The sequence below is a fragment of the Streptomyces sp. NBC_01428 genome (genome assembly GCF_036231965.1).
Lineage (GTDB): Bacteria > Actinomycetota > Actinomycetes > Streptomycetales > Streptomycetaceae > Streptomyces.
In genome coordinates this window covers 4892269-4916071 of sequence record NZ_CP109499.1, presented here as the reverse complement: position 1 = coordinate 4916071, position 23803 = coordinate 4892269, and the positions used below count along the sequence as shown (strand labels likewise).

Annotated in this window: 16 protein-coding genes, 5 tRNA genes and 1 riboswitch; of the genes, 12 read left to right on the top strand and 9 right to left on the bottom strand. The window is 71.3% G+C overall.

From position 1 onward, the window contains the following. Positions 1 to 67 precede the first annotated feature (67 nt). From OG406_RS21365 to OG406_RS21350, 4 genes are all read left to right on the top strand, one after another. The gene (locus OG406_RS21365) at positions 68 to 1492 is read left to right on the top strand and encodes an MFS transporter (protein WP_081218179.1); all 1425 of its coding nucleotides are present in this window, start codon (positions 68 to 70) and stop codon (positions 1490 to 1492) included. Positions 1493 to 1585: 93 nt separating this feature from the next. Next, on the top strand, positions 1586 to 2821 hold the full coding sequence (gene lhgO, locus OG406_RS21360) for an L-2-hydroxyglutarate oxidase (protein WP_329187226.1): 1236 nt from the start codon (positions 1586 to 1588) through the stop codon (positions 2819 to 2821). Positions 2822 to 2912: 91 nt separating this feature from the next. Beyond that, positions 2913 to 3749: a tRNA (guanosine(46)-N7)-methyltransferase TrmB gene (gene trmB, locus OG406_RS21355; RefSeq protein ID WP_329187225.1), complete on the top strand. Its 837-nt coding sequence runs from the start codon at positions 2913 to 2915 to the stop codon at positions 3747 to 3749. A gap of 96 nt (positions 3750 to 3845) precedes the next feature. Then, positions 3846 to 5180, top strand: a complete 1335-nt coding sequence (locus OG406_RS21350; RefSeq protein WP_267051258.1) for a PrsW family intramembrane metalloprotease — start codon at positions 3846 to 3848, stop codon at positions 5178 to 5180. A gap of 60 nt (positions 5181 to 5240) precedes the next feature. Here OG406_RS21350 and OG406_RS21345 read toward each other — a convergent pair whose 3' ends face one another. The 5 genes from OG406_RS21345 to OG406_RS21325 all read right to left on the bottom strand — a co-directional run bounded on the left by OG406_RS21345 (position 5241) and on the right by OG406_RS21325 (position 10553). Continuing rightward, positions 5241 to 6185, bottom strand: a complete 945-nt coding sequence (locus OG406_RS21345; protein ID WP_329187222.1) for an aldo/keto reductase — start codon at positions 6183 to 6185, stop codon at positions 5241 to 5243. 173 nt (positions 6186 to 6358) lie between these two features. Continuing rightward, on the bottom strand, positions 6359 to 7396 hold the full coding sequence (locus OG406_RS21340; RefSeq protein WP_164369495.1) for a M23 family metallopeptidase: 1038 nt from the start codon (positions 7394 to 7396) through the stop codon (positions 6359 to 6361). An 11-nt stretch (positions 7397 to 7407) separates the two neighbouring features. Continuing rightward, positions 7408 to 7565: riboswitch (cyclic di-AMP (ydaO/yuaA leader) on the bottom strand. A gap of 256 nt (positions 7566 to 7821) precedes the next feature. Beyond that, entirely contained in the window at positions 7822 to 9048 is a 1227-nt protein-coding gene (locus OG406_RS21335; protein WP_404117399.1) for a PP2C family protein-serine/threonine phosphatase, read from the bottom strand. Positions 9049 to 9217: 169 nt separating this feature from the next. Then, positions 9218 to 9291, bottom strand: a tRNA-Met gene (locus tag OG406_RS21330). A gap of 101 nt (positions 9292 to 9392) precedes the next feature. Beyond that, entirely contained in the window at positions 9393 to 10553 is a 1161-nt protein-coding gene (locus OG406_RS21325; RefSeq protein WP_266847791.1) for a dihydrofolate reductase family protein, read from the bottom strand. A gap of 66 nt (positions 10554 to 10619) precedes the next feature. Between OG406_RS21325 and OG406_RS21320 the strand changes: the two genes are divergently transcribed. Continuing rightward, positions 10620 to 11129, top strand: a complete 510-nt coding sequence (locus OG406_RS21320; protein ID WP_267051260.1) for a MarR family winged helix-turn-helix transcriptional regulator — start codon at positions 10620 to 10622, stop codon at positions 11127 to 11129. 159 nt (positions 11130 to 11288) lie between these two features. Beyond that, a complete protein-coding gene (locus OG406_RS21315) occupies positions 11289 to 11933 on the top strand; it encodes a GTP cyclohydrolase II (RefSeq protein ID WP_266614905.1) in 645 nt (214 codons plus the stop codon). Between the two features lie 77 nt (positions 11934 to 12010). On the opposite strand, the gene OG406_RS21310 is transcribed toward OG406_RS21315, so the two are convergent. The 4 genes from OG406_RS21310 to OG406_RS21295 form a co-directional block, all read right to left on the bottom strand. After that, positions 12011 to 12083, bottom strand: a tRNA-Lys gene (locus OG406_RS21310). A gap of 120 nt (positions 12084 to 12203) precedes the next feature. Next, the gene (locus OG406_RS21305) at positions 12204 to 13739 is read right to left on the bottom strand and encodes an amino acid permease (RefSeq protein WP_266614907.1); all 1536 of its coding nucleotides are present in this window, start codon (positions 13737 to 13739) and stop codon (positions 12204 to 12206) included. Between the two features lie 233 nt (positions 13740 to 13972). Beyond that, entirely contained in the window at positions 13973 to 16150 is a 2178-nt protein-coding gene (locus OG406_RS21300) for a DEAD/DEAH box helicase (RefSeq protein ID WP_329187218.1), read from the bottom strand. A gap of 236 nt (positions 16151 to 16386) precedes the next feature. Next, complete coding sequence (locus OG406_RS21295; protein WP_329187217.1) at positions 16387 to 16905, bottom strand: hypothetical protein; 519 nt, start codon at positions 16903 to 16905, stop codon at positions 16387 to 16389. Between the two features lie 316 nt (positions 16906 to 17221). Between OG406_RS21295 and OG406_RS21290 the strand changes: the two genes are divergently transcribed. The 6 genes from OG406_RS21290 (at position 17222) to hrpA (ending at position 23710) form a co-directional block, all read left to right on the top strand. Further along, positions 17222 to 17572 (top strand): metallopeptidase family protein, encoded by a 351-nt coding sequence (locus tag OG406_RS21290; protein ID WP_081218193.1) that lies wholly within the window; start codon positions 17222 to 17224, stop codon positions 17570 to 17572. Between the two features lie 99 nt (positions 17573 to 17671). Further along, the gene (locus OG406_RS21285; protein ID WP_164369488.1) at positions 17672 to 19249 is read left to right on the top strand and encodes a metallophosphoesterase family protein; all 1578 of its coding nucleotides are present in this window, start codon (positions 17672 to 17674) and stop codon (positions 19247 to 19249) included. An 80-nt stretch (positions 19250 to 19329) separates the two neighbouring features. Continuing rightward, a tRNA-Glu gene (locus OG406_RS21280) sits at positions 19330 to 19402 on the top strand. Between the two features lie 48 nt (positions 19403 to 19450). Then, positions 19451 to 19525, top strand: a tRNA-Asp gene (locus OG406_RS21275). 24 nt (positions 19526 to 19549) lie between these two features. Next, positions 19550 to 19623: transfer RNA gene (locus OG406_RS21270), tRNA-Phe, on the top strand. A 109-nt stretch (positions 19624 to 19732) separates the two neighbouring features. Further along, a complete protein-coding gene (hrpA, locus tag OG406_RS21265; RefSeq protein WP_329187213.1) occupies positions 19733 to 23710 on the top strand; it encodes an ATP-dependent RNA helicase HrpA in 3978 nt (1325 codons plus the stop codon). Positions 23711 to 23803: the final 93 nt, after the last annotated feature.

Here is a 23803-nt window from a genome sequence, read left to right as displayed (position 1 = left end):
TACGCTGGGTTTACGAATGCCGCGTGGTTATGCCAGTGCGGCAGCCGTCTGTGTCGAGGGGTGGCGCATGTCCAGGGAGCAACGCGGGCCGAACGAAAAACTCGGCGCCGTTCTCGCCCTCGCGGGAATCAGCAACGCAGGACTCGCGCGTCGCGTCAACGATCTTGGCGCTCAACGCGGGTTGACACTTCGCTACGACAAGACGTCGGTGGCGCGCTGGGTGTCGAAAGGCATGGTGCCGCAAGGCGCCGCGCCGCACCTCATCGCGGCCGCCATCGGCCAGAAACTCGGCCGTCCGGTGCCGTTGCACGAGATCGGCCTGGCCGACGCCGATCCGGCGCCGGAGGTGGGTCTCGCCTTCCCCCGTGACGTCGGGCAGGCGGTGCGCTCGGCGACCGAGCTGTACCGCCTCGATCTCGCCGGGCGCCGGGCCGGCGGTGGTGGCATCTGGCAGTCGTTGGCCGGTTCCTTCGCCGTGAGCGCCTATGCGACCCCCGCGTCGCGCTGGCTGATAACCCCGGCCGACAGTTCGGTGGCGCGCGACGTGAGCCCCGGTGAGGACTCGGGCGCACCGCTGAAAGTCGGCCACAGCGACGTGCTGAAGCTGCGTGAGGCAGCCGAGGACGCCAGGCGCTGGGACTCCAAGTACGGGGGCGGCGACTGGCGTTCGTCCATGGTGCCCGAGTGTCTGCGGGTCGAGGCGGCGCCGCTGCTGCTCGGCTCCTACTCCGACGAGGTCGGCCGGGCCCTGTTCGGCGCGTCCGCCGAACTCACCCGTCTCGCCGGCTGGATGGCCTTCGACACGGGCCAGCAGGAGGCGGCGCAGCGCTACTACATCCAGGCCCTGCGCCTGGCCCGGGCCGCCGCGGACGTCCCTCTCGGGGGCTATGTGCTGGCCTCCATGTCCCTCCAGGCGACCTACCGGGGCTTCGGCGACGAGGGCGTCGACCTCGCCCAGGCCGCCGTGGAGCGCAACCGTGGCCTCGCCACCGCCCGCACGATGAGCTTCTTCCGGCTCGTCGAGGCACGCGCCCACGCGCGCGCCGGTGACGCCCAGGCGGCCGGCACCGCCCTGAAGGCCGCCGAGGGCTGGCTGGAGCGCGCCCGTGACGGCGACCACGACCCGTCCTGGCTCGGCTTCTACTCGTACGACCGCTTCGCGGCCGACGCGGCCGAGTGCTACCGCGACCTGAAGGCGCCCCGCCAGGTGCGCCGCTTCACGGAGCAGGCGCTGTCCCAGCCGACGGAGGAGTTCGTCCGGTCGCACGGGCTGCGCCTGGTCGTCTCGGCGGTCGCCGAACTGGAGTCGGGCAACCTCGACGCGGCGTGCGAGCAGGGCGTACGGGCGGTGGAGGTCGCGGGCCGTATCTCGTCCGCGCGCACCACCGAGTACGTGAAGGACCTGCTGCACCGCCTGGAGCCGTACGGCGACGAGCCGCGTGTGGTGGAGCTGCGGGAGCGCGCGCGACCGCTGCTGATGGCTCCGGCGTAGCCGCGGCACCGCGTCCCGCTGCCGCCGCCCCTTCGACCGGGCGAAACGCGGCGGGGCGTGAATCTCGGGTTTGAGGGCATTGTCAGTGGCGCAGTGCACTATCGAAGCCGGGAGGTGGTGCAGGTGCGGAGCGCGTACGACTGCGATGTGCTGGTGATCGGCGGCGGAATCGTCGGCCTGTCGACGGCCTATGCCGTCACGCGCGCGGCGCCGGGCACCCGGGTCACGGTGCTGGAGAAAGAGCAGGGCCCCGCCCGCCACCAGACGGGCCGCAACAGCGGCGTGATCCACAGCGGTGTCTACTACCGCCCGGGCTCCCTGAAGGCGCGGTACGCGGTGCGGGGCGCCGCCGAGATGGTCAAGTTCTGCGCGGAGTACGACATCCCGCACGCGGTCACCGGCAAGCTGATCGTCGCGACGGAGAAGGCCGAGCTGCCCCGCCTGCACGCCCTGGTCCAGCGCGGCAGGGAGAACGGCATTCCGGTCAGGGAGCTGGGCCCCGCCCAGATCATCGAGGCCGAGCCCGAGGTGCGCGGCCTCGCCGCGATCCACGTGGGCACCACCGGCGTCTGCGACTACGGAGCGGTGGCCCGGCAGCTCGGAGAGGCCTCCGGCGCGGACATCCGGTACGGCGCGGACGTCGTGCGGATCGACCGGCGCCCCGATCTCGGCGCCGCGGTCCGCACGGCCGACGGCACGATCGTCCGCGGCCGGGTCCTCGTGAACTGCGCGGGACTCCACTGCGACGAGACGGCCCGGCTGGCGGGCGACGACCCGGAGATGCGGATCGTCCCCTTCCGTGGCGAGTACTTCACCCTGGCACGGCCGGAGCTGGTCCGCGGCCTGGTGTATCCGGTGCCCGATCCGGCCTTCCCCTTCCTCGGTGTCCATCTCACCCGCGGCATCGACGGCAGCGTCCACGTCGGCCCGAACGCGGTGCCCGCCCTCGCCCGCGAGGGATACGGCTGGGGCGTCGTCCACCCCCGTGAGCTGGGCGCGACGCTGTCCTGGCCGGGTTCCTGGCGGATAGCCCGCCGCCACTGGCGGTACGGCGCGGGAGAGCTGCGGCGTTCGGTGTCGAAGGCGGCGTTCACCGCGGCGGTCCGCCGGCTGCTGCCCGCCGTCACCCCGGACGACCTGCTGCCGGCCGCGGCCGGCGTCCGCGCCCAGGCCGTCCTGCGGGACGGCACCCTGGTCGACGACTTCCTGATCAAGGAGGGCCCGCGCACGGTGCACGTCCTGAACGCGCCGTCCCCCGCGGCCACGGCGTCCCTCCCCATCGGCCGCGAGGTCGCCCGCCGGGCCCTGGCGGCTCTCGCGGCAAGCTGAGTGCGGCCCGCGCCGGGCCGCACCCCCGGTGGACCGACCCGACCCGGTCCGGACACGCCCCGCCGCGACCCCCCGTAAAATCGACCGCACTGTGTCTGACTTCCTCGACTCCTCCGAAGAGACCCGGCCCGCCTCCGCCGAGGACGGCTCGCCGCGTCACCACCGCTCCCAGCGCGAGCCCCGCTTTCCCGACGGGCCGCAGGCCGACCCCGCCGGATCGCACTTCGAGCGGCGGATCCGGAGCTTCCAGCCGCGCCGGAGCCGGGTGACGACCGGACAGGGCGAGGCTCTGCAGCGCCTGTGGCCCCAGTGGGGCCTGGACATCGACGGACAGCGCACGCTCGACCTCGCGGAGCTGTTCGGGGCCGACCTGCCCGTCGTGCTGGAGATCGGCTTCGGCATGGGTGAGGCCACCGCGCAGATGGCGGCCGAGGACCAGGAGACCGGAATCCTCGCCGTCGACGTGCACACCCCCGGCCAGGGGAACCTGCTGGGCCTCGCGGAGCGCAGCGGCCTGACCAACATCCGGGTCGCGAACGGCGACGCGATCATCCTGCTCCGGGAGATGCTCCCGCCCGCGTCCCTGGACGGCCTGCGGGTCTACTTCCCCGACCCCTGGCCCAAGAAGCGGCACCACAAGCGACGGCTGATCCAGCCGGAGTTCCTGGACCTCGCCGCGACGCGCCTCAAACCGGGTGCGCTCGTGCACTGCGCGACGGACTGGGAACCGTACGCCGAACAGATGCTCGAAGTTCTGAGCGCCCACCCCGACTTCGAGAACACGCGGCCGGACGACGGTTTCGCGCCGCGCCCCGAGTTCCGGCCGCTCACCCGTTTCGAGGGCCAGGGACTGGACAAGGGTCATGTGGTGAACGACCTCCTCTTCCGGCGCGTACAGCATCGAGACCAGCACGCCCCGGGCACCTGACCCGCGCACGGCCCTCCGACGTCCCCGGGATCCCGCACGCCGGGGCGACTCCGGCCACCGTCGCGAGTCCCGCCCTCCCTCGTTAGGGTCAATGCCGTGGCCATCAGTCCCCCGTACCCCCCGCAGCCCGGCGTCCCCGCCGGGCACGCGTTGCGGCATCCGCACTGGTGGCAGCGCCGATGGGTCCGGTACGGAGCACTGATCACCCTGTTGGTGCTGTCCGGTCTCGTCATCCTCGCGCTCGTCCGCGAACAGACGGGCACCGAGGGCTTCCTGGTCGGCCTCGGCCTCGCCGTGTTCCCGGTGCCGCTGCTCATAGCGGCCTTCCGGTGGCTGGACCGGGTCGAGCCCGGCCCCTGGCGCAACCTGGTCTTCTCGTTCGCCTGGGGCGCCTGCGCGGCCGCGCTCATAGCGATCGTCGCCAACAGCTTCGCCACGCGGTGGATAGCGACCGCGACCGCCGATCCCTCCAGCGCCGACACCCTCGGCGCGACCGTCATCGCCCCCGTCGTGGAGGAGTCGGCGAAGGCGGCGGCCGTCCTGCTGGTCTTCCTCTTCCGCAGACGTGACTTCACCGGGATCGTCGACGGGGTGGTCATAGCCGGAGTCACCGCCACCGGCTTCGCGTTCACCGAGAACATCCTCTATCTCGGCACCGCCTTCGGCACCGACCGGCTCAGCGGGGGCAGCGGGCTGACCTCCGTCACCGCCGCGACCTTCTTCGTCCGCGTGGTGATGTCGCCCTTCGCGCATCCCCTGTTCACCGTGCTGACCGGCATCGGCTTCGGCGTCGCGGCCCTGTCCGCCGAGCGCCAGCACGTGCGTCGCACCCTGATCCCGTTCGCCGGCCTGCTGCTCGCGATGGGGATGCACTCGGTGTGGAACAGCTCGTCCGACTTCGGCGAGTACGGCTTCTTCGCGGTCTACGCGGCGTTCATGGTGCCCGCGTTCGGGCTGCTGACCTGGCTGGTCGTGTGGACCCGGCAGCGCGAGCTGCGCACCGTACGCACGGAACTGCCCGCGTACACGACGGCGGGCTGGCTGGGCACGGCCGAGCCGTACGTCCTCGGCTCGATGCGGGCCCGGCGGCTCGCCCGCGAGTACGCCCGACATCACTGGGGGAAGTCGGCGGGCCGCTCGGTCGCCGAGTACGAGGCGTACGCGACCTCGCTGGCGTTCCTGCGCCACCGGGGGCGCCGGGGCCGCGCGGGCGCCGACTTCGTCGTACGGGAACGCGAGCTGCTGCACGAGCTGTGGCGCCGCCGGGAGATCGCCCGGCCGTCCCTCGCCTACGCGGCCCGCACCACCTCGCCGATCCCCGCACCGCCCCCCTGGCCGGCGCACGGCTACGGGTACGCGGTCCCACCGGCCCAGCCGTACGCGCCGCCGGTGCCGGATCCGACGTACGACTACAACCCCTACCGTTCCTAGCCCCCGTCCGCGCGGGGCGGCGCCTCGCTCGGGCGGGGGCCCGGGATCACACGGCGGGTGTCAGGCCGACGCCTCGGTCAGGCGCGACAGTTCCGCGTCCGTCAGCGACAGGTCCGCGACACCCAGCAGGGCGGGGAGCTGCTCCACCGTGCGAGCCGAGGCGATCGGCGCGGCGACGGTGGGCTGGGCGGCGAGCCAGGCGAGGGCGACGGTCGCGACGGCGGCGTTGTGGGCCTCGGCGATCTCGTCGAGCGCGGTGAGGACCCGCTTCCCGCGTTCCGTCTCCAGGTGCTTGGACGCACCCGCGGCCCGGGGCGAGTCGACGGTCGCGCCCGGACGGTACTTGCCGGTGAGGAAGCCCGCGGCGAGCGCGAAGTACGGGACGGCGGCCAGTCCGGCGCGGGAGGCGACGTCGCGCAGATCGCCCTCGTAGGTGTCGCGCGAGACCAGGTTGTACTGCGGCTGGAGCGCGACGTAGCGGGCGAGGCCCTCGCGGTCGGAGAACTCCAGGGACTCCTGGAGCCGCTCCGGGGAGATGTTGGAGGCGGCGATGTTCCGCACCTTGCCGGCCTTCACGAGCTCGTCGAGGGCGCCGATGATCTCGTCGACCGGCACCTCGGTCTTGTCGAAGTGCGTGTAGTAGAGGTCGATGTGGTCGGTGCCCAGGCGGCGCAGGGACGCGTCGGCGGCGGCCTTGATGTTGGCGCCGGAGAGGCCCGGGAAGGCGGGGTGCTGGCTGACCTTGGTCGCGACGACGATGTCCGCGCGGTTGCCGCGGGCCTTCAGCCACTTGCCGATGATGGTCTCGGACTCGCCGCCCTCGTTGCCGTCGACCCACGACGAGTACGAGTCGGCCGTGTCGAGGAAGTTGCCCCCGGCGGCCGCGTAGGCGTCGAGGACCGCGAAGGACTGGGTCTCGTCCGCCGTCCACCCGAAGACGTTGCCGCCCAGGGAGAGCGGGAAGACCTCGAGGTCGGAGGAGCCGAGCTTGCGAAGAGAAGTCATGTGTCGATTCAACGCCCGGGTCGGATGCCTGTATTCCACATCCATCCCGCACGTCTGCCGCATCCCGCACGGCCGGTACGGCGGACGAAACCGGCCGGTCGCGGGAGTCCCCACGACCGGCCGGTCGGCAATCCGTGCGGATCAGGGGCCGAGGCCCTGGTCCGGAACACCCGTCAGGGGTTGAGGCCCTTGCCCTGGAGCCACGCCATCGGGTCGATGCCGGTGGCCGCGCCGCCGGGGTGGACCTCCAGGTGCAGGTGCGGCCCGGTGACGTTGCCCGTCGCGCCGACGCGGCCGATGACGTCGCCCGTGGCGACCTTCTGGCCGGCGCTGACGCTGATCGACGACTGGTGGCAGAACCAGAGTTCGGTGCCGTCGTCGAGGGTGAGGATCGTGCGGTAGCCGTACGAACCGGCCCAGCCCGCCTCGGTGATGGTGCCGCTGTGGATGGCCTTGATCAGCGTGCCGGTGGGCGCGGCGAAGTCGAGACCCGTGTGGTAGCCCGAGGACCACAGGGCGCCGGCCTCGCCGAAGCGCGAGGTCAGGGTGTACGAGGAGGTCGGCAGCGAGTAGCTCTTGGCGAGCTCGGCCAGGCGCTCGGCCTCGGCCTTCGCCTTGGCCTCCTCCTCCGCCTTCTTCTTCGCGGCGTCCGCCTTGGCCTCGGCGGCGTCCTGCTGCTTGGTGGCGAGCGCGACGGCCTGCTTCGCGGCGGCTGTCTCGGCCGCCTCCTGGGCGGCGCTGTCGACCTGGTTCTGCTGCGCTTCGGCCTGCTGCATGATGCGGGTCCGCAGCGCCTCACCGGCGTCCGCGGTGCCCTGAGCGGTGTCGGCGGTGGTCAGGCCCGCGCCGGTGAGCGGAGTCGAGGAGCCCTTGGGTGTCTCGGCGCCGTCACTGATCAGGGCCTTGGCCGAGTGCGTGACCGAGGACAGGTCGGGCAGCGAGATCGAGACCGGCGCCTTGCCGGGCGCCGCGGTGGCCATGCCACCGGCGCCGACGGCGGCTATCACGCCTACGCCGAGGACCGTGGAGCTGCGGGCGAGTCCTCCGCCGCGCTGCTTTCCCACGCGGTGCCGGCCACGAACGGGACGGACGGAATCCTCGGTGGGATTCCACTCCTCCCAGGGTCCCTCGTCCTTGCCGTGGGCGAAACCGAAGGACTGGGTGTCATTCGGTGCGAACGAGGTTGGCTGAGCAGGCCGGTTGGACGCCACGTGGGCGCACTCCTTTCCTTCCTTCTCGCCTACCGGGTTAGCTGACGGGTTCGGAGCAGGAAGGTCTCCTACGCGCGTATACCCACCGTGCTGCCACGGTGGAGGACGCTCGATTCACCCCAAGTTGGTGGTTCCCCGGTTCCCTTGCGGGATTCGGCGCGTGCGCACGGAGCCATCTCTTGTGACGGCTGGGACGACCGCGCTGCGTTATCGAACGTTAATAGACCTGGCCACCTGATTCCAAGCTGTTCCGACTGATCGTTAACGCTTTTTGGCCAGGACTTTGGGGTCATGCGCACTGAAAAACGGGCGAGTTGGCCTCATTCCGTCGCCACGGATTCATGTGACGGTGTGTCAGTCGTTATGCGGAGGGACACGGTTCGCTCACTCCTCGTGACAGCAGTCGAGAAGGGCCATCGAGGGCGTCAGCCGCGCCGGACGGCGAGCAGCGCCATGTCGTCGCTGAGGGCGCCGCCCGTGTGCTTGCGGACCTCGACCGCGAGGGTGTTCAGCAGCGCGTCGGGCCCCGGGAAGACCCGCCCGGCCAGCCGCGCGGCCGGATCGTAGAACTCCCCGCTCACATCCCGGGCCTCGGACAGCCCGTCGGTGTGCAGCAGCAGGATCGCGCCGCGCGGAAAGCGGGCCGGCACCGCCCGGTCGGGCGTGCTGCCCAGGTCGCTCATCCCGAGGGGCAGCGCGGCGGGCCCGCCGGTGAGCGGGACGAGTGTGCCGTCGGGGTGCAGCATCAGGGGCGGCGGATGGCCCCGGTTGACGATGCGGACGGTCTCCTCCTCGTGCGGGATCTCCGCGAGGACGGCGGTGGTGAACCCCTCGACGGCGTCGAGGTTGTCGCGCCGGGTGCCCTCGCGTTTCAGCGCCCGCTCCAGCCGCTGCGCGACCGCCTCCAGGGTCGTCTCCTGCTCCGCCGCCTCCCGGAAGGCGCCGATGACCACGGCGACGGCCGCGACCGCGGTCATCCCCTTGCCCCGCACGTCCCCGACGACCAGCCGCACGCCGTACGGGGTGTCCTGCACGGCGTACAGGTCCCCGCCGATGAACGCGTCCGCCTGGGCCGCCTCGTAGCGCGCGGCGACGTCGAGGCCGTCGATCCGTGCCTGCGGTTCCGGCAGCACGGCCCGTTGCGCGAACTCGGCGATCTCCCGGACGGAGGCGAGCCGCTCGTCGCTGCGCCGGACGAGGATGTTGATGAGGACGCCCAGGACGGCCGCCGTGGCGACGGTGACGACCTCGGTGACCGCGTCGACCCGAAGGACGATGCCGAGGCGCAAGTGCACGAGGATCAGCGCGCCGACGGCGGCGGCGCCGGTGAGGACGGTGCCGCGCAGCGAATAGAGGGGCGCGGCGACCAGGGTGGCGGCGGTGAAGAGGGGGGCGGCGGTGAACTCGCCCGGCGTGAAGTAGTCGTAGAAGGTCCCGCCGACGACCAGCAGCACCGGCAGGGCCCGGACCAGGGCACGCACGGCGGAGATACGACCCGTCCGCCATCGCGCCGGACCGGTTCCGGGATCGCCCGCGGGTCCGGACGCACCCGAAGGACCGGCACCCCCCGTCGCCCGCGGATCACCGAGGGGCGGGCGGTCGGCCCGGTCGTCGAGTTCTCCGGTCCGCTCCTCACCTCCTGGCTGACCCACCCGTCCAGCAGACCCGGAGCGGGGACGGGGGGCGACCGGTGTGGCCCGACCGAGGGATTCCGCGACCCTCCGGAGCGAACACGGTGACGGGAAGGGAGGACGCTCAAGGGGCTGTACCAACACCAAGGGCCGGAACTCGTGAATCCGAGTTCCGGCCCTTGGCCTTCAGTAGCGGGGACAGGATTTGAACCTGCGACCTCTGGGTTATGAGCCCAGCGAGCTACCGAGCTGCTCCACCCCGCGTCGTAAGAGCCAGTGTACGGCATCCGCGGGGCCCTCGGCACACACGTATACCGGGGCCCCTTCCGTGCGGCCGAACCACGGTTCCGGGGGCCTCGGCCCCCTCAGTCCCTGCCGTGCGCGGCCCCGTCCAGGAGATGGCGGTTGGGTGCCTTGGCGCGCTGCTCGTACTCGGGCAGAAGGACGACGTCGGCGCCCGCGGCGGCGAGGAGTCCGTTGCCGTCGGCGTCGGTGACGAAGGTGTCCGGCTCGCGCCAGGCGGTGACGACCCGCCGTACGCCGGCGTCGAGGATGAGCCGGGCGCAGGGAGCGGGGCGGGAGGCGCGGCGGGCGCACGGCTCCAGGCTGCTGTAGACGGTGGCGGCGGGCAGCCGCGGGTCGGCCGGGTCGATCTTGGCGAGGGCGGCCTCCTCGGCGTGCACCACGGGGTCGCCGCCCTCGCGGGAGTGGCCGCGGGCCAGCTCGGTCCCGTCCGCGGCGACCACCACGGCGCCGACGCTGAACGCGGTCTCCGAGGGCGGGCAGGACGCCGCCAGCTCGCAGGCCAGGGCCAGCCACTGCCGGTCGGCGGCGGAGGCGCTCCGGCCGGTGCCGGGGGCGGTGGGGACGTAACGGATGAGGACGACGTCCCCGACGGGCCGGGTCTCGACGAGTCGCAGCCGGCCGGGGGGATAGGCGCCGGGCCCGAACAGCCGCGGCGCGTCCGGCTGCCCGACGAAGAGGGGGGCGACGGCGAGTTGCAGCTCGTCGGCGAGCCCTTCCCGTACGAGCTGGGTGTGGACCCGTCCGCCGCCCTCGACCATCAGCCGGCGTACGCCCCGGACGTCGTGCAGGTGCTCCAGCAGCACGCGCCAGTCCAGCTCGGGTCCGGTCGCGACGATGTCGACGCCGGGCAGGCCGTGCAGCAGGCCGGCGGCCCGGCGCGCGCCCTCGTCGGTCGTGTAGACGGCCTTCTCGCCGCCCGTGTGCCAGAACTGCGCCTCCGGGTCGAGGTCGCCCGAGCCGCTGACGGTGACTTTCAGTGGATAGGCCGGGCGCCCGTCGGCGACGCGGGCCGCGCGGCGTTCGGCGGAGTTGACCAGGAGCCGGGGGTTGTCGGCGCGCAGGGTGCCGGCGCCGACCAGGATCGCGTCGCAGGACGCCCGCACCTCGTCGACCCGGTCGAAGTCGGCCGCGCCCGAGAGCAGCAGCCGCTCGGGCCCGGTGTCGTCCAGGAAGCCGTCGAGGGAGACGGCGGCGGACAACAGGACGTGGGGACGGGGCATGGGGGCGTTTCCTCCGGTCGCACGCGCACAGTGGTTCAAGTTTTAAACAATACCTAGACTGGTCCCATGACGACCCGCTGGCTCTCCCCCGCCGAACAGCGCGCCTGGCGCTCGTACATCTCCGCGAGCTCCCTCCTGGAGGACACCATCGACCGCGGGCTCCAGGCCGAGGCGGGCATGCCCCACCTTTACTACTCCATCCTGGCGAGGTTGTCCGAGGCGCCCGAGCGGCGGCTGCGGATGACGGAGCTGGCCGAGACGCTGAAGATCACGCGCAGCCGCCTCACGTACGCCGTGACGCGGCTGGAGAAGGACAGCACGGTGCGCCGTGAGGGCTGCCCGACCGACCGGCGCGGCCATGTGGCCGTACTCACGGACGAGGGCATGGACCTCGTGGAGCGGACCGCGCCCGGGCATGTCGCGACGGTCCGGGCGGCGGTCTTCGACCGGCTGACCCCCGAGCAGGTGGGCCAGCTGGAGGAGATCTGCGGGGCCATCACCCGGGCGATCCAGGACGAGGACTCGGCGGCGCGCGGGGAAGATCTGCCGTGGCGGCGGCGTTCCTGCTCGTCATGAGGAGCGCGGACGACGACACCAGGACGGCACGGACGGCACTCCTCCCCGTTGCTTGAACTTTGAAGCAGATGTAGTGTCTCGTCCCGGACGGTGTGCTTCAAATCTGAAGCACAATCCGTGAACGCCGTCCCGTACGAACCCGCTGGACGGAGAGACAACATGCGCGACCACCCCACCGCCACGGTGCGCACCCGCGTCCGCGTACCCCTGCGCTTCGGCGACGGCTACTCCGTCGACGCGGACCTCGTCACCTTCCACGGCCTCGTCGACGGCAAGGAACACCTGGCCGTCGTCCTCGGCGACCCGGGCACCGACCCGCTGGTGCGGCTGCACTCCGAGTGCCTGACCGGCGACGTCTTCGGCTCGGCCCGCTGCGACTGCGGACCGCAGCTGCGCGAGGCGGTGGAGCAGATCGCGGAGCGCGGCGGCGTCCTGCTGTACCTGCGCCAGGAGGGCCGCGGCATCGGCCTCTACAACAAGCTCGACGCGTACGCCCTCCAGGACGAGGGCCTCGACACGTACGCCGCCAACGCCGCCCTCGGCCTGCCCGAGGACGACCGCGACTACACGGCCGCCGCCCAGATGCTCCAGGCCCTCGGCATCGACACGCTCGACCTGCTCTCCAACAACCCCGACAAGGCGGAACAGCTGCGCGACCTCGGCGTCACGGTCGCGCACCGCGTCCCGACGGGCGTCTTCACCACCGCGCACAACGTCCGGTACCTGCGCGCCAAGGTCCTCCAGACCCAGCACACCCTGCCGCTGCCGGAGCTGACCGGCCTCACGGAGCTCACCGCGGGCTGACACCCGCACGGGGCCCGCGCCCTGACGACACGACAGCGCCCCGCCCGGCGGAAGCCGGACGGGGCGCTGTCACGCGGTAGACCCTGTGGGACTCGAACCCACAACCAATGGATTAAAAGTCCACTGCTCTGCCAATTGAGCTAAGGGTCCCCGCACCGGCCGACGCCGATGCGGCGCACCGGACGCGCCGATGCATCCCCGAGCATAGCCGGACGTGGCCGGGACGCCGATCGGGTATCGGTGACCCGGCCACGCCGGACGCGCACAAGGTCAGGGATCCACCGGTTCGGGCGCTCCCTTGCGGAGGGCCTCACGGGCGATGTTGCGCTCGTGTCCGGGGTTGAGGAACCAGTGCCGGGCCGAGGCCAGCCACCAGGCCGCGGCGAAGCCGAGCACGACGAGAACCGCGACCGGGGCGTAGTTGAACGTCTCCCAGGTGACCGGGGAGACCTGCGGCAGCATGAACAGGATCGTGATGACGACGACCCAGCCGACCGCGATCACCCCGATCGGGCGGGACCAGCGGCCCAGGTGCCAGGGCCCGCGCTGGAAGTCCTCGCCCTTGCGCACCCGCAGGAACGTCGGGATGACGTAGGCGACATAGAGGCCGATGACCGCGATCGACGTCACGGCCGCGTAGGCCGCGTAGTTGATCAGGTACGGCAGTCCGAGCACGAGCGCGCCGAGCGCGGCCAGCCAGACCGCCGCGACGGGCGTCCGCGTGCGCGGGTTCACCGTGTGCCAGACGTTCGAGAAGGGCAGCGCTCCGTCCCGCGAAAAGGCGTAGATCATGCGGCTGTTGGCCGTCACCGAGGCCATGCCGCAGAAGAGCTGGGCACCGATCACGACGAGCAGCAGGAGTTTTCCGGACGTGGCGCCGACCGCGTCGAGGAGGATCTGCGCCGGGGGCGCGCCGGTCGCCGAGTTCAGCTCCTTGTCGTACGACTGGATGGCGAAGGTGAAGCCGAGGAGCAGGACGAAACCGGCGATCCACGAGGTCCAGATGGACCGCACGATGCCCTTCGGGCCGGCCGTTGAGGCGTCGTGGGTCTCCTCCGTCATGTGGGCGGAGGCGTCGTACCCGGTGAACGTGTACTGGGCCATGAGCAGTCCGATGAGGACGACGTAGACCCCGCTGCCCCAGCCCGTGTTGTTGACGAACTTGGTGAACACGAAGTCGGCCGACTGGTGCTGGTCCGGCACGAAGGTCAGCGCGCCGACGATGACGGCGACACCGACGACGTGCCACCACACGCTGATGCTGTTGAGCAGCGCGACGATCCCCACGCCGAACGTGTTGAGCAGCCCGTGCAGGATCAGGATCCCGGCGAACAGCAGGACCGTGCGGCCCGGCGTCACCTCGAAGTCGAACTGGAGGTTCAGGTAGGCGCCGAGGAACGACGCGGCGCCGAAGTCGATGCCCGCGGTCACGGCGACCTGGCCGAGGACGTTGAACCAGCCCGTGAACCACGCCCAGGCCGCCGCGCTGCGCTCGGGGGCGAGCCGGTGGGCCCAGAAGTACAGCCCGGCGGAGGTCGGATAGGCCGAACAGATCTCGGCCATCGCGAGTCCGACGAACAGCGTCATCAGACCGACCGCGACCCAGCCCCAGGTGATCACGGCGGGACCGCCGGTGTTCATGCCGAACAGATACAGCGTCAGGCAGCCCGACAGGACCGAGATGATCGTGAAGGAGACCGCGTAGTTGGAGAACGCCGACATGCGGCGGGCGAGCACCTGCGTGTAGCCGAGCTGGGCGAGCCGTTCTTCGTCCGACAGCCCACTGCCCGTGGCGTCATTTGTCATGCCCCCAGCGATTCCCTCGTGGGGGGCACGACATGCGCGGGGCGGAACATCAAGTTGGCCAGAAAAGCTCCCTTGCAGGTCTGCCGGCCACCGCTGATCTTCACCCGCGCCCCGAACGACCCGGTGCCGGTGCCTCGCTCCTCGCCGCGAACAGGTGGACGGCACCCGAGACGACGACGTGGCCCCCACCCGAGTCGGGTGGGGGCCACGTCAGTTGGTCAGCTCAGCGGCGGTCAGCCGTTGCGCTTCCAGCGCGGCTTGTCGTCGCGGCGGAACGAACCGGTGCCGGTTCCGGTGCCGGTCGTGCGGTGGTCGTCGCGGCGGCCGGTCGGGCGGTCGTGGCCGCCGGCGCGGAAGCCGCCGCCCGCGGGGCGGTCACCCTGACGGTCGCGGTTGAAGGGACGGTCGCTGCCACGGTGGCCGCCACGCTCGTCACGACGCTCGAAGGAGCGGCCGCCACGGTCGTCGCGGTTGAAGCCACCGCTGCGGTTCTCACGGTTGAAGCCGCCACCGCGGTTGTCGTCACGACGCTCGAAAGAACGGCCGCCACGGTCGTCGCGGTTGAAGCCACCACCACGGTTGTCGTCCCGACGGTCGTTGTCACGGCGGAAGCCGCCACCGCGGTTGTCGTCACGACGCTCGAAAGAACGGCCACCGCGGTCGTCGCGGTTGAAGCCGCCACCACGGTTGTCGTCACGGCGGAAGCCACCGCCACGGTTGTCGTCGCGGCGGAAGCCGCCACGGTCACCGTCACGGCGGTCGTCACGACGGCCACCGCGGTCGTCGCGGTTGAAGCCGCCACCACGGTTGTCGTCACGGCGGAAGCCGCCACGGTCGTTGTCGCGGCGCTCGTAGTTGCCCCGCTCGTCACGGCGCTGACGCGTCTCGTCGGACACGGGACGCTCGGCCGGGGCCTCCGCGGCCGGTGCCTCGGCGACAGCCTGCTCGGCGGCCTCGGCGGCGGCCGCGACGGCCACCTCCGGGTCGTCGCCCCGCTCACGGGCGGCACGGGCGACCAGACGGTCGGCCTCGCCGCGCAGCTCGGCGGCGCGACGCTGCGCGCGCTCCAGCTCCTTGGTGAGCTGGGTGACCTCACGCTCGGCCTGCTGGGCGGCGTCGCCCGCGGACTGGGCCTGGACCTCGGTCATCGAGCGGGCGCCGGTGATCTCGGCGACCTCGGGCTCGAAGGCCGTACCGGAGTTGATGATGTGACGCGCGGCGTCGACGCCCGCGTCCTCCATCAGCCGGAAGATCTGGCGGCGCTGGTGCGGCAGCGACAGCGACACGACGGTGCCGGAGCGGCCGGCGCGGGCGGTGCGGCCCGAGCGGTGCAGGTAGTCCTTGTGGTCACCGGCCGGGTCCACGTTCAGGACCAGGTCGATGCCGTCGACGTGGATACCGCGGGCGGCGACGTCGGTCGCGACGAGCGCGTTGACGTAACCGTCCTTGAAGTCGGCCAGCGTCCGCGTACGGGCGCCCTGCGTCATGCCGCCGTGCAGCGCGTCGGCCTTCACACCGGCGTCACGCAGCTGCTCGGCGATACGGTCGGCGCCCAGCTGGGTGCGGACGAAGATGATCGTGCGGCCCTTGCGGGAGGCGATCGCGGCGGTGACCGGCGCCTTGTCCTTGGGCTTCACGATGAGGATGTGGTGCGACATGGTCGTGACGTTGCCCTGGGCGCTGTCGACCTCGTGCGTGACCGGGTTGGTCAGGTAGCGCTTGACCAGCGTGGAGATCTCGTTCTCCATCGTGGCGGAGAACAGCATGCGCTGGCCGCCGCCGGGGATCTGGTCGAGCAGCTCGGTGACCTCGGGCAGGAAGCCCAGGTCGGACATCTGGTCGGCCTCGTCAAGCACGGCGACCTGGACGTTCGCGAGGGAGCAGGCGCCGCGGTTGATGATGTCGCGCAGGCGGCCCGGGGTGGCGACGAGGACGTCGACGCCGCGCTCCAGGGCGTAGATCTGGTTGCCCATCGACGTACCGCCGCAGACGACCTTCATCTTCAGGCCGAGGACGTCGCCGTACGGCTGGAGGGCGTCCGCGACCTGCATCGCGAGCTCACGCGTCGGCGTGAGGATGATGCCGCGGGGCTTCTTCTTCTCGGTGTGGCCACCGGACAGCTGCGTGAGCAGCGGCAGACCGAAAGAGAGGGTCTTGCCGGAGCCGGTGCGGCCACGGCCGAGGATGTCCTTGCCGGCCAGGGCGTCCGGGATGGTCGCGGCCTGGATCGGGAAGGGGCTGGTCACGCCGTTCTGTGCGAGCTTGCGGACGACACCCTCGGGCAGACCGAGGTCGGAGAAGGTCATCTCGGGGGCGGACTCGACGGTCTCGACGACCTCGATGATCTCGTTCACGGTGTCGTTCTGGTCGTTCTCGGGCACGACGACGTGATCAGTACTGGAAACAGACATGCGAAATGCGAACCTTCCGGAGTTCTTCGGCACGCGCCCAAACTCCGTGAAGTCGCAATCGACCGCCTCTATGCGGTCCGGCCACGGCAAGGGAGAGTACGCGCCACGCGGCGCTCTCTTTGGCGGCGCCGGGCAAATGGGATCAAACGATCTACCACCATACGCACCCTCCACCCCTGAAGGCAAACCCGACCCCATACGCCCAGGTCAGGACACCTTTGGCCGCCGCCAGGAGCCTAGACGGGCGAGCCGGCCTCGGGTGCCGGCTCCCGCTGGACGAGCTGGGTCGCGGGCTGCTCGTGCGCCGACGACGACGGTTCGGCGGACCCCGGATCGGACGACGGGGGCGTCGACACGGGCGGTGGTTCGGGGGTCGGTTCCGCCGTCGTGCGCGTGGGGGTCGGCTCACCCGGCGGCACCGGGTCCGTGGACGGGTCGCCGCCGCCCTTGTCCGTCGCCTTCGCGGACGGATTGCCGCCCTTCGACGCGGACGCCGAGGGAGACGCGTCACCCGACTCCGACTCGCCCGGCTTCGGCGACCCCTTGTGACCCTTGCCACCCTTCCCGCCGTGCGACCCGATCCCGCCGCCGCCCACCGAGGTCCCGCCGTCCGGCTCCTCGCCGGCCCGATGCCCCGCCGAGTGCGAGGGCCCGGGCCGGTCGTCCCCGTCGTTCCCCACGCTCATGCAGCCGGCGGCGGCTGCGACGGCCATGACCGTGGCGGCCAGACGGACGGGTACGTACAAGGCGCGCACGGGCGGCCACCTCCGTAGGGGGCGTCCCCCGCTCGGGCGGAGCCGGGAGCGCGGGGAAGGAACGGGAGTTCCCCCTGTCCAACTCCCGCCGCCCGCAAGAGGACACGCGCCCGCGGGCCCGGCCGGGCCCGGGGACGCACCCGGACTGCCGTGCCGACCGCTGACGACGCGTCACGCGGAGGGTCCGTCAGGACAGTTCGATGTCCGGGGAGCGTGCCCGGGGCCGGGGTGCGGTCCGAGGCCCCACGCCACATCCGGCCCCGTCGGACCCTCCGCCGGTACCCGCCGGGAGCACCTCGTCCCCGACAATGGCCCTGTGCTGGAGATGACGCGCGAAACCTTCGAAGAGCTCGTGAGCCAGGCCCTCGACAAGATCCCGCCCGAGCTGACCCGGGTCATGGACAACGTCGCCGTGTTCGTCGAGGACGAGCCCCCGGCCGACGACCCCGAACTCCTCGGCCTCTACGAAGGAACCCCGCTCACCGACCGCGGCGAGTGGTACGCCGGAGTGCTCCCCGACCGCATCTCGATCTACATGGGTCCCATCCTGCGGATGTGCGAGACCCCGGACGAGGTGGTCCACGAGGTCGCCGTGACCGTCATCCACGAGATCGCCCACCACTTCGGGATCGACGACGAACGGCTGCACGAGCTGGGCTGGGGCTGACCGGACGGCGGCCAGGCGTACACGCGTCCGAGCCGCCGCGTCCCCGCCGGGGCGGGCGCCGTCCGCATACCCGCCCCGGCACTTGGGCATACGGGACCAATGGTCCGCGCCCCCGCCGCCGCAACCGCCCTCGTCCGCCGTACCGCCGACCGCGCCCGCCGGGCGCTCCCCACCCTCGGCGCCCTCGGCCGCCGTCGCGCCCGCCGCTCGCGCGCCGTGCCGGAGCTCGCCGCCCGGCCCAACCCGTACGTCCGCGCCCTCGGACTCCTCAGCGTGGTGCTGCTCGGCGCCTGGCTCGGACTGCTGGTCGTGGGCAACGTGCGGGTCCCCGTCGGCCCCATGAACACCACCATGACCCTGCGTCCCTCCCTCACCGGCGGCACGAAGATCAACGTCTCACCGCTCGGCGCCCTGGAGCTCGCGAGCCACCGGGCCCCGCTGCGCCTCGACGTGGACGTGGACCAGCTCGACCCGGACCGCGCCCAGGCCCTCGTCGACCACCCCGAACGGCTCTCCGGCCTCCAGGACGAAGTGGCCCGCGACGTCGAGGACGGCACGATCGACCTGGCCGTGCGCTCCTGCATAGCCGTGGTCGTCGGCGCCACCGCGCTCGGCCTCGGCGTCTACCGCCGGCCGCGCCGGGCCCTCGCCGCCGGCGGCCTCGCCCTCGCCCTGCTGGCCGCCTCCGGAGCGACCGCCTTCGCCACCTGGAACCCCAACTCGGTCCTGGAACCGAAGTACTCCGGGCTGCTGTCCTCCGCGCCCTCCCTGGTCGGCAACGCCCGCAACATCGTCAGCGAGTTCGACGTCTACCAGAAGGAGCTGGCGCGCCTGGTGACGAACGTGACGAAGCTGTACGACGTCACGTCCACCCTCCCCGCCTACGAGCCCGACCCGACCACGATCCGGGTCCTGCACGTCTCCGACATCCACCTCAACCCGGCGAGCTGGAAGATCATCGCCTCGCTCGTGAAGCAGTACTCCATCAACGTGATCGTCGACTCCGGCGACACCATGGACCACGGCACGGCCGCCGAGAACGGCTTCCTGGACCCGGTCCCGGACCTGGGCGCCCCGTACGTCTGGGTGCGCGGCAACCACGACTCGCGCCTCACCCAGAGCTACCTCGAACGGATGAAGAACGTCCACGTCCTCGACGACGGCCGGGCCGTCTCCGTCGCCGGGCTGCGCTTCGCGGGCATCGGCGACCCCCAGTTCACCCCGGACCGCGCGGTCGCGCCCGGCGGCGACGCGGCGGAGGACCTCGCCGGCGCCCGCCTCGCCTCGGCCCTGCGCGACCAGCGCGCCGCGGGCACCCCGGCGGACGTCGCGATCGTGCACGAACCCGCCGCCGCGCGCGGGACGGACGGCGTGGTGCCGCTGGTGCTCTCCGGCCATCTGCACCACGAGGAGATGGAGGTCATGAAGTACGGCACCCGGCTGCGCGTCGAGGGCTCGACGGGCGGCAGCGGTCTGCGGGCGGTCGAGGGCACGTACCCGGACCCGATCGAGGCCTCGGTCCTCTACTTCGACCGGGACACCCGGCATCTCCAGGCCTGGGACGAGATCAAGCTGGGCGGTCTCGGCCTCACGAGCGCCGAGGTCAGCCGCCATCTCCCCAAGGAGAACCAGCCCGGCGCGACCCCCTCCCCGAGCCCCGCCGGGACGGCTCGGTAAACCGTTTTGGCGATAGCCGCCGCCATCCCATATGCTTCTCACGTCCCCGACGCGCTGAGAAGCGAACAGGCGGGCCGATAGCCCTCATCGTCTAGCGGCCTAGGACGCCGCCCTTTCAAGGCGGTAGCACGGGTTCGAATCCCGTTGGGGGTACGCAACACCGTGTGCGAGACTTGCTTCGCTCGTTCGCACACAAAGCTTGGTCCTGTGGAGCAGTTTGGAGTGCTCGCCACCCTGTCAAGGTGGAGGCCGCGGGTTCAAATCCCGTCAGGACCGCTGAGGTTTCCCCGGAAGCCTCGTGGCTGGGTAGCTCAGTTGGTACGAGCGATCGCCTGAAAAGCGATAGGTCGCCGGTTCGACCCCGGCCCCAGCCACAGCAGAGGCCCCGATCTTCGGATCGGGGCCTTTTTCGTGCCCCGGCGCGGGACCGGCGCGCAAAAGCGTTCGCCAGTCATTTCGCCGAGGTGAGATCCTGGACCGCGTATGTCTACGCACCCTGCCCCCGCCCTCGGCGATCTCGCCCCCCGCCTGGCCCAGCTGACCCTGCGCGACGCGCACCGGCTCGGACGCAGGCTCGAAGGCGCGCGCAAGATCCGCAAGCCCGAGGCCCGCTCCGCCGTCTTCGCCGAGATCGAGGCGGAGGTCACCAAGGGCGAGGCCCGCATGGCCGAGCGCCGCGCCCGCGTACCCGCCATCACCTATCCCGAGCAGCTCCCGGTCAGCCAGAAGAAGGACGTGATCGCGGACGCCATCCGTGACCACCAGGTCGTGATCGTGGCCGGCGAGACCGGCTCCGGAAAGACCACCCAGATCCCGAAGATCTGCATGGAGCTGGGCCGGGGCGTGCGCGGCATGATCGGGCACACCCAGCCCCGTCGTATCGCCGCCCGCACCGTGGCCGAGCGGGTCGCCGACGAGCTGGACACACCGCTCGGCGAGGCCGTCGGCTGGAAGGTCCGCTTCACCGACCAGGTGAACCCGGACGCCACCTTCGTCAAGCTGATGACGGACGGCATCCTGCTCGCCGAGATCCAGACCGACCGCGAGCTGCGCGCCTACGACACGATCATCATCGACGAGGCCCACGAGCGGTCCCTCAACATCGACTTCCTGCTCGGCTACCTCGCCCAGCTGCTGCCCAAGCGCCCCGACCTCAAGGTCGTCATCACCTCCGCGACCATCGACCCGGAGCGCTTCTCCCGGCACTTCGGGGACGCCCCGATCGTCGAGGTGAGCGGCCGGACGTATCCCGTCGAGGTGCGCTACCGCCCGCTGCTGGAAGAGGACTCCGAGGACACCGACCGCGACCAGATCACCGCGATCTGCGACGCCGTCGAGGAGCTCCAGGCGGAGGGCAAGGGCGACATCCTCGTCTTCCTCTCCGGCGAGCGCGAGATCCGCGACACGGCGGACGCGCTGGACAAGAGGAACTACCGCTTCACCGAGGTGCTCCCCCTGTACGCGCGGCTCTCGCACGCCGAGCAGCACCGCGTCTTCCAGCAGCACACCGGCCGCAGGATCGTTCTGGCCACCAACGTCGCCGAGACCTCGCTGACCGTGCCGGGCATCAAGTACGTCATCGACCCGGGCACGGCACGCATCTCCCGCTACAGCCACCGCACCAAGGTGCAGCGGCTGCCCATCGAGCCGGTGTCGCAGGCCAGCGCCAACCAGCGCAAGGGCCGCTGCGGCCGTACGTCCGACGGCATCTGCGTCCGGCTGTACTCCGAGGACGACTTCCTGTCCCGGCCCGAGTTCACCGACGCCGAGATCCTCCGCACGAACCTCGCCTCCGTCATCCTCCAGATGACCGCGGCCGGCCTCGGCGACATCGAGAAGTTCCCCTTCATCGACCCGCCGGACCACCGCAACATCCGCGACGGCGTCCAGCTCCTCCAGGAACTGAACGCGCTGGACCCGGCCGAGAAGGACGCCCGCAAGCGGCTCACCCCGACCGGCCGCAAGCTCGCCCAGCTCCCCGTCGACCCCCGCCTCGCCCGGATGGTCCTGGAGGCCGACAAGAACGGCTGCGCCCGCGAGGTCATGGTGATCGCCGCCGCGCTCTCCATCCAGGACCCGCGCGAGCGGCCCTCCGAGAAGCAGGCCCAGGCGGACCAGCAGCACGCCCGCTTCAAGGACGAGACGTCCGACTTCCTGGCCTTCCTCAATCTGTGGCGCTACCTGCGCGAACAGCAGAAGGAGCGCGGCTCGTCCGCCTTCCGCCGGATGTGCAAGCAGGAGTACCTGAACTTCCTGCGCATCCGCGAGTGGCAGGACATCTACAGCCAGCTGCGGACCGTCGCCAAGCAGATGGACATCCACCTGAACGAGGAGGACGCTCCCGAACAGAGCGTCCACGTCTCGCTGCTCGCCGGTCTGCTCTCGCACGTCGGCATGAAGGACGTGAAGGAGACCGGCGGGGAGAGCGGACGCGGTTCCGGCAAGAACGAGTACCTCGGCGCGCGCAACGCCAAGTTCGCGATCTTCCCGGGCTCGGCCCTCTTCAAGAAGCCCCCGCGCTTCGTGATGTCCGCGGAACTCGTCGAGACCTCCCGGCTCTGGGCCCGCGTCAACGCCCGCATCGAGCCGGAGTGGATCGAACCGCTGGCCGGCCACCTCCTCAAGCGGACGTACAGCGAGCCGCACTGGGAGAAGGACCAGGCCGCCGTGATGGCGTACGAGAAGGTCACGCTGTACGGCGTGCCGATCGTCGCCCAGCGGAAGGTGAACTACGGGCGGATCGACCCGGAGGTCAGCCGCGAACTGTTCATCCGCAGCGCGCTGGTCGAGGGCGACTGGCGCACGCACCACAAGTTCTTCGCCGACAACCGCAAGCTCCTCACCGAGGTCGAGGAGCTGGAGCACCGCGCGCGCCGCCGGGACATCCTGGTCGACGACGAGACCCTCTACGACTTCTACGAGCAGCGGGTGCCCGAACACGTCGTGTCCGGGGCCCACTTCGACTCCTGGTGGAAGCACAAGCGCCACGAGGAGCCCGAACTCCTCGACTTCGAGCGCTCGATGCTCATCAACGACCGCGCCGGTCAGGTCACGAAGGACGACTACCCGGACTCCTGGCGGCAGGGACCGCTGAAGTTCCGGGTGACCTACCAGTTCGAGCCGGGGGCGGACGCGGACGGCGTGACCGTCCATGTCCCGCTCCAGGTCCTCAACCAGGTCACGGACGAGGGCTTCGACTGGCAGATCCCGGGGCTGCGCGAGGAAGTGGTCACGGAACTGATCCGCTCCCTCCCGAAGCCGATCCGGCGGAACTACGTCCCCGCCCCGAACTTCGCGCAGAAGTTCCTGGAGCGGGCGGTACCTCTCCAGGAGCCGCTGACGCAGACCATGGCGCGCGAGCTCAAGCGGATGGTCGGGGTGCCGCTGACGGCGGACGACTTCGACTGGTCCCGGCTCCCCGACCACCTGCGGACCACCTTCCGGATCGTCGACGAGCGGCGCCGCAAGCTCGCCGAGGACAAGGACCTGGAGGCACTCAAGCTCCGGCTGAGGCCCAAGGCGCGCCAGGCCATCTCGCAGGCCGCCGCGGCGACCGCGGAGCGCTCGGGCGGCGAGTCCCTGGAGCGCACGGGGCTGACGGACTGGACGATCGGCTCGCTCAGCCGTCTCTTCGAGACGCGCCGGGCGGGCCAGCCGGTCAAGGCGTACCCCGCGCTGGTCGACGACGGGCCCGCGGCGAACACCGTCTCGGTCCGGCTCTTCGACACGGAGGCCGAGCAGGCCGAGGCGATGTGGAAGGGCACCCGCCGGCTGATCCTGCGGAACATCCCGGTGAACCCCGGCAAGTTCGCCTCGGACAAGCTCACCAACGCCCAGAAGCTCGCCCTGTCCGCGAACCCGCACGGCTCGGTCCAGGCGCTCTTCGACGACTGCGCCATGGCCGCGGCGGACAAGCTGATCGGCGACTTCGGCGGCCCCGCGTGGGACGAGGAGTCGTACCGCAAGCTGTACGACAAGGTGCGTGCCGAGATCGTCGACACGACCGTGCGCACCGTCGGGCAGGTGGAGCAGGTGCTGGCCGCCTGGCAGGCCTGTGAGCGCCGGCTGAAGGGCGTCAGGAGCCCGACCCTGCTCGCGAACCTCACGGACGTGCGCAAGCAGTTGGACGCCCTCGTGAAGCCCGGCTTCGTCACGGCGACCGGGCTGCGGCGGCTGCCGGACCTGATGCGCTATCTGGTGGCCGCGGACCGCCGGCTGCAGCAGATGCCGACCGGCGTCCAGCGGGACACCAGCCGTATGGAGAAGGTCCACGAGATGCAGGACGAGTACGCCTGGCTCCTGGAGCAGTTGCCGCAGGGCCGGCCGGTGCCCGCCTCGGTCCGGGACATCCGCTGGATGATCGAGGAGCTGCGGGTCAGCTATTTCGCCCACGCGCTCGGCACGGCGTACCCCGTCTCCGACAAACGGATCGTGAAGGCGATCGACGCGGCGGCACCGTGACGGAGCCTGTACACGCGGTGAGTTCGACCCTGGGCCCACCCTCCTGTACAGTCTCTTTTCGCAGCACAGCGCACGAACAAGTCGCTGCGAAAC